This is a genomic window from Acinetobacter sp. 102, from assembly GCF_037028485.1.
GTDB lineage: Bacteria > Pseudomonadota > Gammaproteobacteria > Pseudomonadales > Moraxellaceae > Acinetobacter > Acinetobacter higginsii.
On the sequence record NZ_JAZEZK010000014.1, the window covers coordinates 25,264 to 38,930 of the forward strand.

A 13,667-nucleotide genomic window follows, 5' to 3' on the forward strand; every position below is an offset into this window, starting at 1 on the left:
AATCCTAAAACTTTATTTTCAATTCACGCAAGCGTGTAAACATCCATGACCAAACGCTTGATGGAGATTTCTCGGCCGTTTGCTGTAATTTGCATATCTGTTGCATCACATGTTCTGGTGTGACCAACGGAATCTGTAATATACGCGTCTGCGGTAAATTATAAACAGGATATTCTACCAAAACACTAAACGCTAACTCGTCCACTGTGAGCTTACGTTGTCTTCTCTCACATGTGTGTCGATCAACTGTAACTCCCCAACCTGCATAAAACGGCATACCATAACAGTATACTTTAATGTTTCTTAACAGTGCTTCAAATCCAGATAAAGAGGTGATTGTGTGCAGCTCATCAATATATTCGAATAGTGTGATAATTGATACGTTTTTTTCAACCCGATCGACCAGATGCTTCATCTCATCCCATGCAATTTTGCCCTTTCTAAGGCCTTCTTCGACATCTGGGTGAGGTTTGTAAATAATATAAGCATCAGGGTGGTTTTTTCGAACTTCTTCGATCAAAGCCAGATTGGTTTTAATATCGATCCCACCCAGCTGAATCGATAAGTCATCCTCGACCTGCCCCACCACTAAAATGATTTTTTTCTCAATATTCTGAAGCGCTTGAACACCATATGAAAGCTGCTGACCAACGTTATATTTAGTCAGTTTATTTTGAATGATCTGCTGTACCAACGACTGAATACGGCACTGCTGCTCTGGGCTGAGCTGTACCTGATTCAGTAGCTGTTCCAAGCGTGATGGACGCGTGGCATCGTAGTAGATTCCGACATCATCAAAGACCAATGAAAAAGGCCGAATAAGTTTAGCACCGAGTCCCAACGAGCGAAGAAAACCATCTTCAACCGTCCATACCTGTTGGTAGCCTTGTTGCTTGAGTAGCGCAGCCTTTTTCCCCCACGCCACAATGGCTTGATCTTTAGCTGGTTTACGCCAGTGTTTAAAGCGTAGTTCAACCTGAGGAAAGGCCAGAAACTCTTTAATAAAGCTCTTCTTCCATCGACTAAAACCATAAGCCACCACAGTTGTAGCGGGGATTTGTTTTTGAAATTCAATATTAGGAATCAGAGTATCTACAATTTCCTGCAATTCACAGACCTGCTGCGAAACAGGCGAAACATATTTGGCATAGCGTAAATAAGCCGCGGCAAAAAGCTGTTCAATACTCCGCGAGACATGTCTACGGTTTTGAATCGCTTCAGGCAATTGCATACGATCATGTGTTAACCCCCAGCCTGCATACCACGGTATGCCAAAGCAATTCACAGGCTTGCCGCACAATAATGCTTCGAAGCCCAATTGAGAACTCACCACATAGACTTCCGACATGTGCTGGCACAATTCGATCGGATTATAATTCTCTGTCAGTAGCTTGATATTGGGTGCGTTGAGGTGCTCAAGTGAAAAGTGGCTTTGGGCTTTTCCGGCTAAAACATCAGGATGTATTTTCACCCAAATAGTTGCATCAGGATGATCAGTTAGCGCTTGTTGCAGCATGCGATTAAAACTTTCTGCCGATGCCATTGCATAGCGAATCGATTGATCCCCCATGGTTTGATCAACCACAAGGATATTTTTTTGATTATGAAATTCGCTTAATTTAAGTGATTGGTAATGTAAATTGTATTTGCTGATACCCGCATTCAAAATCTTCTGAATCAGTGCTTGCGCTTGTAATATCTCATCTTCAGAAAGTGATAACGCCAAGATGATCTTTTCTAAATCCGAGAATTGTGTCGCATCAAAATAGATACCCGATTGATCTAAAACGACAGAAAGTGGTTGATAACCCGCTTTACCGAGACCCAAAGAACGGATAAAGCCATCTTCTGCACACATGGCAATGCCATGCTGCTCCAAAGCGAATGCTTGTGCTTTTTTAAAACTGTTCTTACGCCCCCAACCCCAAAATATTTTATTATTTTTCGTGTTTGTGCGTTTTTCGATTTCTTGTGTCAATGATTTATATAAATCATTGTTTTTAAAAAAATATATTTTCTTAATCCCAGAAGGAATGTAATCTAACATATGAACGTTTACAATGTTGGCGCAGTTCATTTACTATTATATCACATATTCTTTTCAAAATTTTTTCTACCCTATGGTGGGGGATATTTGAAACTAAGCCACTAATTCAAATTAAGTTTTTTAATGGAAAAATCAATTAACATTTTAGCTGTCTTGGATGACTTTACATTTAGCGCGCTTAATTTAGAAGCAAATGTAAATTTAATTTCATACCAACACTGGTTCTATCATTTTTTCCCAGGGAAGATTGATTTTGTCTTAGTTGAATCTGCATGGTTAGGTCAGCAGCGGAAATGGCAATACCATATCGCAGACTATCCCGAGCATCCAAGACGCAATAATGATAAAGTCAAAGCATTGATTCAATGGGCTAAAAAACATCAAATTCCAACAATTTTCTGGAATAAAGAAGACCCGTATCATTTTGATCAATTTATTGATTCTGCACGTTTATTTGATTTTATTTTTACCACTGACCGTGCATCCATCCCGAATTATCAACGCTTGTGTCCAACAGCAAAAATTAATTATTTGAATTTCCCGTTTCAGCCCAAAATTCACTATCCTGCCCCAATCAGCCAAACAGTTTCTCGCTCTAGCTTATTTATGGGCAGCTATATGCATCATATGTTCCCAGAACGTCGTAAATGGCAAGATATCTTATTTCAAGCTGCAGCACCGCATGGTCTATGCATCATCAACCGACACGATGACAAAAAAGACAAAAACTATAAGTTCCCCGCAACGCTAAAAGCTGAATATTTACACTCGGTCCCTTATCGTGAGACGGGACATATTATGCGTAAATTTCAACAAATCATTAACGTCAACTCAGTCACCACTTCCCCAACCATGCTCTCAAGAAGAGTGGTCGAAGGCATGGCTTGCGGTCATCTGGTGATTAGTAACCCGAGTCTTGCCCTACAGAATTTATTTCCAGATCTATGTGAAGTGGTTGAAACACAGGAACAGGCAGATGAATTATTTACCCAACTCAGCTATGGGTTAAGTCAGCAACAAAACGAAAAAATACGTTATGCTTGTGATCATGTATTCACCCACTATACGGTGAAACAATGGTTAAAAGACATCCTCAACAGTTGCCAAATCGATCACCCCTACTTATATGCTTAAATTTTTTTTCTCGAAAAAGAAAAGACCAGATTATGGTGCGGTTGATTTATCAATCGTCATTCCGATCGACTTAAGCTATCGTAGCCATGATATTTTGCAACGAATCAAACGTCTGGTCGCAATCGCACAAGACCAGTCCATTAGTTTTATTTTAGGCTGTAATGCACAGCCAGAACGCCAAGTACAACAACTCCAAAAGATCATTGCAGGCTGCCCACAAATTATTCTGGTGATTGACCACAGTGCTAGCGGCCATCTTTCACGTCTAAGAAATATTGCATTGGCGCAGGTACAAACACGCTATGTCATGTTTCTTGATATCGATATTCATATCAATCTTCAGCAAATCCATAACGCATTTACCGAGGTACAACAGCATCCTGCACAGTTGTGTATGTACCCATGTTTGTATTTGAGTAAAAAAGGCAGCAAGCAGGTCAACCGCCTGACATTAGCAGCGTTTAGACACGCATATTATGACTTTAGGCGAGACCTGATTTTACATCTCGCCTTCCCATCGTCCATCATCATTACCGACTTGAAGTCTGTACACGCAATTCATGGTTTTGATGAACAGTTTATAGGACATGGCTATGAAGATTTTGATTTTATGCTGCGCTTGTTTCAGCATAAAGGCTTAATCGACTATCAACCAGCCTTATTACTTGATGAAACCTATCTCGCACCGATGATGGCTACAGGTTTTCGAGCCATTTTGGCAGTGAGCCAACTAGAACAATTGCTTAAAAAACAATACTTTTTACATACCCATCATGAAAAAGATAAAAAGAGTCTCTATCACCAACAGCGGCAAGCCAACCAGCAACGCTTTGAAATGAAACTCAAACAACAGATAAATGCAGAAGCGAAAGTCACTGATACAGCCCCACCGTATCTGTTGAAAGCATTCTTTCAGTTATTAGCACAGCATTCTCTCAATCGCCCTGAATACTCAGCACTTTGGGCGGAGATTCAAGGGCATAAATTGAGAAAATAATTATATGAATTGATAAAGTTTGTTTAAAGTTTTACAACACTATTTTGAAATATGAAAATTATGATAAAATTAACAAATTAAGCAAGCATATTAAACGGGAACTAATGCAAAAACGTAATATTCGACTTAAAGAACTAGGTACTAATATCAATAAAATATATGCACCGACTCTAGAATATTTAGAAAACTGCCCCCGTCTTAATAAAAATGAAGTCTATGAAATAACAACAGATAATGAAGGCAATCAACCAACTATTTTTGGAAATGAATCAAATAATAAAATCTTTATGATTGGAGATTCATCTATAGAATGCATGTATATCCGAAATAGTAAAAAAGTACATACAGCATTAGAAGAAATTTTGCTAAAAAATGGATATGACTATGAAATAAAAAACTTAGGAACTTCAGGCTCTCAAACTTTGAATATTATTAATTTATTAATAAATAAATTAATTAATAAAACAAATTCTACTGTAATAATAGCTCTTCCATCAAATGATGAAGGTCCTTTACTTTACGAAGAAGATTATTTTTCACCACATATATATCATGCTACAATTTTACCAGCCACAGAAAGAAAAGTTAAAAGAAATAATGAAATAAATATAGAGATTTATAAAAGAAATTTAGGTCTTATAAAAGCAATCTGTAATCAACTGAATTTAAAGTTACTTTTTACTTCAATTTGTTATACAACTGATGCCCCTCACCTGAAAACTATAAACAATATTGCACGAGAATACTGCAATATCAATAAAATACCATTCTTAGATCTAGAAGAAGAATTTCAAATCAATTCACATTTCTTTTATGATAAATTGCATTTCTTACCCGAAGGGTCTGTCTTTTTTGCACAAAAGCTTTTTAATTTTTTGAAAGACCAACTTATTCAAAATAGTAAAAAAAATTTAGAGATTCTTAAATTCAATTGTTCTGGCATGTTGGAGAAAAATACCATATGGAGTGAAACTATTTCCAACATAAATAGCCAAACAAAAATCAAACTAGTTATAGACTTTGAACATTTAGAGAATACCAAAACACCTGCATTATATGCAATTGATTACTTTAATATTAAAACAAAAGTTTCATTGATTAAATCAGAAAATCCAGATATTGGATATTACAAATATTTCTCTGGACAACCCAGTAAAAGGGTAGAAAAAGTTTTTAATATTGAAATCCCATCAGATTGTAAAGAAATTAAAGTTGGAATTAGAAAGTGGGATGGAAGAGGAATTTATGTCCATAATGCTTTTTTATCAGTACTTAAATAATTAGCATAGCAATTACCATTGATGAAATTAAGTTATTAAATATTTCATTAATGGTAATAAATCAATCAAATGAACTAGTTATTTCCTTAAAGTTTATATCCTTATAAGCAATACGGAAATTTTTTGATGGTTCCTGATATTTATATACACCAAACTTTAACCTAAAATTAGGCTCAGCGTTACTATTTTCTGGATAACCCATAGCTCCTGTCCAATTCAAAACTTCCTTATTATTTTCAAAAATTATAATTTTCCCTTGCATATCCGAACTAATCTGAAAATTTACTTTAAACTTTTTCCATTGCGGACTAAGTTTAACATTCACTAAATTCTTTCCAGCAATACTATTTTGAGGATTCCTGATCATAAATGCAGCATGGTCACTACTCCCTCTTTTCATTCTCAATCCAAAAATTGGTGAATATTGAGGAGCTTGCCATATTTGTAATAAATAAAAAGACTCATTCGTTATATCCGAATCTGGAAAAACTTTTAGCTTAAAATTAATCTCATAAGCTTTTCCAAACTTAATCTTAGGATTTGCAAATGTTAATTCAACCCTATCATTGACTTGTTTATTATCAGCAACCGACGCAGAGTTCATCATAGCTTTTCTTGTATTACTGAATTTTCCAACTAGGGGTTTTTCAGCTGGCACTGCAAAAACGACAGCATCTCCGTCTAATTTTGGAGCAATAGCATTACCTTGACACTTTCCTGAAAGCCGCCCATTACTTTCAGAGATATAATTTCCTCCATTACCAATTTTTTCCGAGCAACCATCTGCATTTAATATCTCTAAAGCATATGCTTGTGAAAATTGACATGCGATTAGAAATAGAACAAATCTTTTAAAAATCATATACTTTACTTCCTAAGACCATAGGGTATATTTAACAAATTCTTTAGACTGTTCTATAAAAATATACATCATATCTTAAAGAAAGATTAAATTTTAACCCACTCTTTATGATTCATTATTCGATTTATGACATCTATATAGTTATAATTCATTAAATCCAAAACTGTAGCTTTTAATAAACCATTAATTAACAAAGTCTGCATAACAAGATGGGAACCACCTTTAACTGGTATGAAATATGGTAATGGATAGGCCGTTAATATCGTTTCTTTCATAAACCTTATATCTCCAGATTCTAATGGATCATAAATAATAAAAACTGGTTTTGATGTTTTAGGTACATTACTGATCGGAACATGTTTATATTCGACATCCTGATAATCTGGATGGCTCATAATCGGATGAACTGGTAACATTGGAGCGCCAGCAATGATAGTTGCATCTAAAATACCACCGAAATAGCAGGCACAATATCCTCCTAAACTGGTCCCATATACAAAAACTTTTTTCCCAATAGTTTTATCTTTAATTACTTTTTCAAATAGTTCTAAGCTTAAATCCTGATACTGGTTTTTATCATGCTTGTGTAATGCAATTAGATTCCAACCATTAGACAAAATAAATTCAGCTCCAAAAGGAGAAGTCGTTTTATCTGTTTGCGCAGAATTAAATGTTACAAATGTTATGTTTGACTCTTGATTAAATTCTGTGATCTTTAATCTTTCCTCTTCATGTAAAACTTCTTCATTAACAACAAATACACGCCCATACTTGTCTAAATAAAAAAATCTTTTAATGATTACTTTATCACTTTCTAAAACAGTATTTTCACATTCAGGCCTATTGAATAACTTTAAACAATAAACTTTATTCTTTTCAAGTTTTACCTCTAATTCGGAATAAGTTTTCTTAGTATAGGATTTTGCAGCAATCCTTTTATTTCCAGATAAGATATAAAATGCAAAATCTGAGCCAAAATTTTTCTTTACGTGTACTGTAAAGTTCGGCTCTGTAAATGTAACTTTCTCAAACTCAAAACTCATTTTTCTACCCTTAAAGAAGCTTAATACAATTCTCAATTTCTTGAAAATCTTCCCCAATAATAGAACTTAAGAGATTATTATTTGAAACAGATTTCTTTATATCTCCCATGCGCGATTCTTTGTAACTAGGTTGAATATCATTTGAATCATATCTATTTTTTATGACCTCTACTAATCGGTTAATAGTAGTACTCTTACCAGACCCAGTACAAACCACTAAGAAGTTATTGTCATTTAGATTATAATCCATCAATTTTATATTAGCTTTAGCTACATCTTTAACATAGATGAAATCACGGTATTGTTCACCATCACCATAAATCGTTATTGGAAGTTTTTGTCTAATACGATTATCAAATATAGAAATTACTCCACTATACTCACTATGGGGATCTTGCCGAGGTCCATAAACATTAAAATATCTTAATGCAATACATTCTAATCCATATTGTGAAGCATAAAGCTTCATATATTGTTCTGTGACAAACTTCTCTAGACCATAAGGTGAGATAGGTCTAGTAATAGATTTTTCATCTTTAGGTAATGCTGGTTCATCCCCGTAAATAGCCGCACTACTTGCAAACAAGAAACGCTTTACAGCATTTTTTCTTGAAGCTTCAAGAATACTTAGAGAACCTTTAATATTAACCTCATTCGTGAGCAATGGGTTTTCTATTGATGTTTGGACAGATGCTATAGCTGCTTCATGAAAAACATATTGGACATCATGCTTCTTAAAGATTTGACATATCTCTTCATGATTACAAATATCAGTTTTATAGAAGATAAATTTACTTGATATATCTTTCAATAAATCGATATTAGATTGCTTTCCTGAATAAAAGTTATCAACACCAATTACAATATTTGAAGGTTCTTTTAACAACTCTTCACAAATATGAGAGCCAATAAAGCCAGCAGCACCAGTAACTAAATAGATCTTTTCCATATTTTACCTCACGCTCGCATATATAAAGTCTAAATATGCTTTAATTGTAATATTTAAATCAAAATTATCTTTTGCATATTTTTTTACTTTATTAATTTCAGCTTCAGAAAAAACATCATTATTAAATATATATTCAGCTGCCAATTTTACATCATTAAAAATAGGTGCTTCTCTATAAACATCTTCTGCACCGGGCCAATCAAAAATTACTGGTTTGGCACCTGATGCCATTCCTTCTGCAACAGCAGTATGGCAACCTTCAATATCACTAGTCGAAAGCATCCAACCAATTTTTCGGAACCAAGCTGCAACATCAGCTCCATAATCATCAAAAATAACTCCACCTTTTAAAATAGGGCTATTCTCAATTCGTTGATATTGTTCTATGAAATATTTTTTCTCATCTTCTTTAACCCATACGAAAGGAATATCCCATGGTTGTTTAGACTTTATACGCAGTGTATATCTAGAATCTAAATTACGTAAATATTCTAAAGTATCTAAAGCACGATCCAATCTTTTTAAAGTTGGAACCATACCCAATAAACCTAAAGTATATTGATATGATTTTGCTTTCGGTCTGTCAAACAAATCTATATCTGCATATTGAGGAATAGTAGATATTTTTTCTTCTAACCATCCATAATTTTTTATGCAGTGATCTTTTATATAATCACTTACAACTATCATTTTGTCTACATTATCAAATTTTATTAAATCTGGTTGACTAGTCGTGATTTCAAAACGATGTAAGCGAACTAATAACTTCTGATGAGATAATTTATTTTGGCTATAATAAACAGCTGCTCCTACAGCCCATTCACATAAAATAATATCAGCCCATTCCAATAACTCTTTTGATTTTTTTGCATCATGACGAAGTGTAGTATTCCAATTATCAAATCTAACTTCTAGGTTATTATCTTTTAGTATTTCATCGATGATTCTAGTAAAGAACTTATTATCATGAGATGCAATCAATACTTTCTGTTTTTCTTTCAAAATAGGTCTAACGATTAATTTTTCCTGCTCGTAAAAAGGAGCCAATCGCACTTTATAAGTATTAGAAAAACTATACTCTTTAGCAACTTCCTGCAATTTTTTCGACCAATAAACATAAAGTTTAGGGTAGTTTACAAAACTATCAACTACAGTAGGAATTTCTTCTATTGTATTAACAAACCCTGGATAATCATTTCCAACTAGTCTAATATTTGCAGCAGTTTTCTTTAATAAAGGTAATGTACCAACGGACATTGCTTCTAAAAGCTTGGTTGAAATCTCATTACTTGTATCATAAACATCTTGTCTTAAAGAAAGCATAAATGAAGCTTGAGATACTTTTTGAATAGTACCTTTACGATCTAATTGTTTGATCCAAGTAAAATTTGAGCAAGTTTCTGAATTTAATAACTTATCCTTAATTCTTCCTACAAAACTTTTATCAAGTTTTGATGAATTGATCTTAGAACCAACATACATAAGTTGATATTTATTAAATCCATCAATCAATAGTAAATCTAAAAAATCTTCTACATAATACTGTTTATCTAATTTTCCCGCATATATTAATATAGGATTTTTAATTTTCTTCTGTATTGTTTTCACCATTGACTTTTTAAAATCTGGAACAATTGGATTTAAAACAATAACCTTTCCTATAAAATCTGGATATTTGTAATCGAAGTATGACCGCATTTCTTCAGTTTGCAATATCACTCGAGAAATATAAGGCAGTGCTTTTTTTATGATATCTTGCTCGTAATCATCTTCATAAATATTTAACTTAGCAAAATATGTATCAACTTTGGATAAGATTTTCTTATAAGATGGATTTTCAGCCTTACTTACTAATTCCTTTAAATATCGTGGTGCTCTCAATATAATATGATCTAAATGAATTTTTTTGTCTAATCCATTTAAAATAGTAAACAGTTCATAACTAGAACATGGATTCTCATTACCCTTATTTATATAAGGATTATTAAAAAGATCAATAATATTTACATGAGGGATTTCATCCAACAGAATACGAGAATTAATTTTATCTCTTAAAATCAAATAGACATTGAATTTATCTTTAGGAAAAATTGATGATATTGATTGTAACCAGATAGATGAGCCATCTATACCATTTGTTGATATATCACCAAATATAGCAACATTTTTCTTATTTACAATCATTCTTAAACACTCTCATCAAACAACACATTATTAAACAAAGACAATCTATCTAAAATAATAGGAAACAGAGCCAAATCATTTTTATGAACTAGCACCTTATTAATTCTATTATTTTTCAACAATAAGTCTAAAAATTGATTTGTTTTAGGAATATCATCATAAGTTCCAAAGTAGCTCCACAATGGATTATCAATTATGTGAGATAGATTTAACTCTATCTCATCAAAATTACCATAGAGTAATAACTCTCTAAAATTATTAGGAGTAAGCAATGTCCAACCATTTTGTTTTGCTAGCTCATTACTAAACGTTAAGACCTGCTTTCTATCTTTTAAAATTGGTAAAAAATAAAACTGAGGACTTGGTTCTTCATTATTTACTCTAACTGGGGAATGATTAATTGCTACTTCCTGTTTGAGTATTACTCTACTTTCATTAAGCAAGGTATTTTTCACATTAGCTTTTTTTGTCGCAGCTAGAAGTTCTTTTATAAACTTATTCAACTCTAAAATTTTTATAGAATTAGGTCTATCATAGAATTTCATAATCGCCATTCCAACACGGAAAGCATGAGTATTCTGTAATTGAAAAACCTTTTTCTCTAAATCATGAATATAGTTTTCAATTTCATTGACCGATTTTAGTTCTTTCATTATTTTACCTAATTATCCCACGAAGCTCATCACAGAATCAGCTGGCAGCTGAATAAACTCGGTATGCTTCACTAAAACTGCACGCACATCTGCTTGCTCTAAAGCTTCATCTAAGTCAACTAAACGACCATTTGTGATTTCAGCTGGTAATTTATGAATATTCGGTTCAACCAAAAATAGCTCTACGTCATGCTTCAAACCAAATTCTTTCGCAATTTCGACCGCTGGGCTTTCACGTAAATCGTCAATATCAGGTTTAAAAGCTAGACCTAATAAAGCCACTTTTGGTTTACGTCCTAAAGCGCCGAGTTTTTCAATCTCATTTTCAATTTGCTGAATAACCCATTTTGGTTTGTAATCATTCACTTCACGCGCTGAACGCACCATTTTTGCCAACTCAGGCGTTTTGTTGACAATAAACCATGGATCTACAGCGATACAGTGTCCACCGACACCCGCACCTGGTCTTAAGATATTGACTCGTGGATGATGGTTGGCCAGTTTAATTAACTCCCATACATCAATATCGAGACTGTCACAGATTAAAGAAAGCTCATTGGCAAAAGCAATATTGACATCACGGAAAGCATTTTCTGTCAGCTTAGTCATTTCTGCAGTACGTGCATTGGTCTCTAACAACTCACCTTTAACAAAGATACGATAAACATCTTTTGCTTTTTGGGTACATGCTGCTGTCACACCACCAATGGTACGGTTGTTTTCAACCAATTCACGAATCACATGACCAGGCAGGACACGTTCAGGACAGTACGCAATATGTACATCCACTTCAGTATCTGTTTCATGCTTTGCAAATTTCAAATCAGGACGTAGGACAGATAACCACTCGACCATCTGTTCTGTCGCTCCGACTGGCGAAGTTGACTCTAAAATGATGATATTGCCTTGCTCTAATACAGGTGCAATGGTATTTACTGCAGCTTCGATATACGAAAGGTCTGGTGTGTAATCTTCACCTTTAAATGGTGTCGGTACCGCAATCAAGAATGCATCTGCTTTTTCTGCTTGAAGAGAAGCTCGTAAATGACCAGAAGACACTACTTTTTTTACGATTTCTTCTAAACCAGGCTCCACAATATGAATCTTACCTTCATTGATGGTATCAATCGCATATTGATTAACATCAAGCCCAATCACTTGTGCCCCAGCATTTGCAAACATGGTTGCTGTTGGCAAACCAATATAACCCAAACCACTAACTGAAATTTTTAACTCTGACATGGAGATTCTCTACAATATTTAAAATATGCTTCTACTATTCATTAACGATTTGCGATTAAGCAAATTGCTTTAAATGCTCAATAATTCTTTTACATGATAGTCCATCGCCATAAGGATTATGCGCAAGACTCATTTGCTGATGCAGTTCTTGGTCATCTAATAACGCAGAGGTCTGCTGAATAATTAATTCTTTTGAAGTGCCCACCAGTTTTACCGTGCCAGCTTCCACAGCCTCTTGGCGCTCTGTGGTATCACGCATCACCAAAACAGGAATACCCAAAGATGGTGCTTCTTCTTGGATACCACCAGAGTCAGTTAAAATGATATGGCTATGTTGCATTAACCAAATAAACTGGACATATTCTTGCGGTTCAATCAATTTAATATTTTCAACACCATCAAGATATTGATAAACAGGTTGCATCACATTCGGGTTCATATGTACAGGGTATACAAATTCGACCTCTGGATAGCTTTCCGCAAGTGCCTTAATCGCTTTACAGATATTCTCAAAACCCTCACCAAAGTTTTCACGACGGTGGCCAGTAATCAAAACTCGTTTTTTATCGAGATCCAGCATATGAAAATGCGCACGCATTTCCTGCTGTAACGCTTCATTATTATTAAGCTGATCTTTCACATAAAAGAGCGCATCAATTACGGTATTACCGGTAATACAGATTTTGCTTTTGTCGATATGTTCTTGGAGTAAATGGTTGGCAGAGGTCTCTGTTGGACAGAAATGCCATTTCGCAATCACACTAGTCAATTGACGATTGGCTTCTTCTGGCCATGGCGAGTAAATATCATAAGTACGCAAGCCTGCTTCAACATGACCCACATCAATCTTTTGATAGAAAGCTGCCATTGCTGTGCTGAGTGTAGTAGAGGTATCACCATGTACCAAGACTAAGTCTGGTTTACAATCCACCAAGACTTCTTCCAACGCCAACATCATTCTGGCATTCAGTTCAGTTAAGCTTTGGCCTGCTTTCATGATATTAAGATCATAGTCAGGTTGGATATCAAATACAGATAAAACGGAATCCAGCATTTGTCGATGCTGAGCTGTGATACAGACTTTTGTTTCAAAAAATGGATCTGCACTTAATAGTTTTACCAAAGGCGCCATTTTAATCGCCTCAGGTCTTGTTCCAAACACAACTAACACTTTCATACTTTCACCAAATTATTCAATAATTTATTAGAAAATTATTGTTTCAACACCATATTCTATCAACATGTTTGTTTTAACCCTGACTCATTTATGCATCAG

The 13,667-nt window shown here is 34.4% G+C and carries 11 protein-coding genes; 3 read left to right on the forward strand and 8 right to left on the reverse strand.

Annotated features, from left to right (window positions below):
- Positions 1 to 4 precede the first annotated feature (4 nt).
- Positions 5 to 2,077 carry a capsular polysaccharide biosynthesis protein gene (locus WA352_RS14435; RefSeq protein WP_442892274.1) on the reverse strand — a complete coding sequence of 691 codons (2,073 nt, stop codon included), beginning with the start codon at positions 2,075 to 2,077 and terminating at the stop codon, positions 5 to 7.
- A 93-nt stretch (positions 2,078 to 2,170) separates the two neighbouring features.
- Between WA352_RS14435 and WA352_RS14440 the strand changes: the two genes are divergently transcribed.
- The 3 genes from WA352_RS14440 (at position 2,171) to WA352_RS14450 (ending at position 5,458) form a co-directional block, all read left to right on the forward strand.
- Positions 2,171 to 3,181: a CgeB family protein gene (locus WA352_RS14440; protein ID WP_005319823.1), complete on the forward strand. Its 1,011-nt coding sequence runs from the start codon at positions 2,171 to 2,173 to the stop codon at positions 3,179 to 3,181.
- Positions 3,174 to 4,178 (forward strand): galactosyltransferase-related protein, encoded by a 1,005-nt coding sequence (locus tag WA352_RS14445; protein WP_005319826.1) that lies wholly within the window; start codon positions 3,174 to 3,176, stop codon positions 4,176 to 4,178. Before WA352_RS14440 ends, WA352_RS14445 begins: the two co-directional genes overlap by 8 nt.
- Before the next feature lie 104 nt (positions 4,179 to 4,282).
- Positions 4,283 to 5,458, forward strand: a complete 1,176-nt coding sequence (locus tag WA352_RS14450; RefSeq protein ID WP_005319829.1) for an SGNH/GDSL hydrolase family protein — start codon at positions 4,283 to 4,285, stop codon at positions 5,456 to 5,458.
- A gap of 61 nt (positions 5,459 to 5,519) precedes the next feature.
- Here the strand turns inward: WA352_RS14450 and WA352_RS14455 are convergent, their stop codons facing one another.
- The 7 genes from WA352_RS14455 to wecB all read right to left on the reverse strand — a co-directional run bounded on the left by WA352_RS14455 (position 5,520) and on the right by wecB (position 13,568).
- Positions 5,520 to 6,320 (reverse strand): heparin lyase I family protein, encoded by an 801-nt coding sequence (locus tag WA352_RS14455; RefSeq protein ID WP_005319832.1) that lies wholly within the window; start codon positions 6,318 to 6,320, stop codon positions 5,520 to 5,522.
- Positions 6,321 to 6,406: 86 nt separating this feature from the next.
- Complete coding sequence (locus WA352_RS14460; RefSeq protein WP_005319835.1) at positions 6,407 to 7,363, reverse strand: alpha/beta hydrolase; 957 nt, start codon at positions 7,361 to 7,363, stop codon at positions 6,407 to 6,409.
- Positions 7,364 to 7,373: 10 nt separating this feature from the next.
- Positions 7,374 to 8,312, reverse strand: a complete 939-nt coding sequence (locus WA352_RS14465) for an SDR family NAD(P)-dependent oxidoreductase (protein ID WP_005319838.1) — start codon at positions 8,310 to 8,312, stop codon at positions 7,374 to 7,376.
- Positions 8,313 to 8,315: 3 nt separating this feature from the next.
- Positions 8,316 to 10,496: a glycosyltransferase gene (locus WA352_RS14470; RefSeq protein WP_005319840.1), complete on the reverse strand. Its 2,181-nt coding sequence runs from the start codon at positions 10,494 to 10,496 to the stop codon at positions 8,316 to 8,318.
- A 2-nt stretch (positions 10,497 to 10,498) separates the two neighbouring features.
- Positions 10,499 to 11,149, reverse strand: a complete 651-nt coding sequence (locus WA352_RS14475; RefSeq protein ID WP_005319843.1) for a hypothetical protein — start codon at positions 11,147 to 11,149, stop codon at positions 10,499 to 10,501.
- A 12-nt stretch (positions 11,150 to 11,161) separates the two neighbouring features.
- Entirely contained in the window at positions 11,162 to 12,391 is a 1,230-nt protein-coding gene (wecC, locus tag WA352_RS14480) for a UDP-N-acetyl-D-mannosamine dehydrogenase (RefSeq protein ID WP_005319847.1), read from the reverse strand.
- A gap of 55 nt (positions 12,392 to 12,446) precedes the next feature.
- Positions 12,447 to 13,568 carry a non-hydrolyzing UDP-N-acetylglucosamine 2-epimerase gene (gene wecB, locus WA352_RS14485; protein ID WP_081401678.1) on the reverse strand — a complete coding sequence of 374 codons (1,122 nt, stop codon included), beginning with the start codon at positions 13,566 to 13,568 and terminating at the stop codon, positions 12,447 to 12,449.
- Positions 13,569 to 13,667 lie beyond the last annotated feature (99 nt).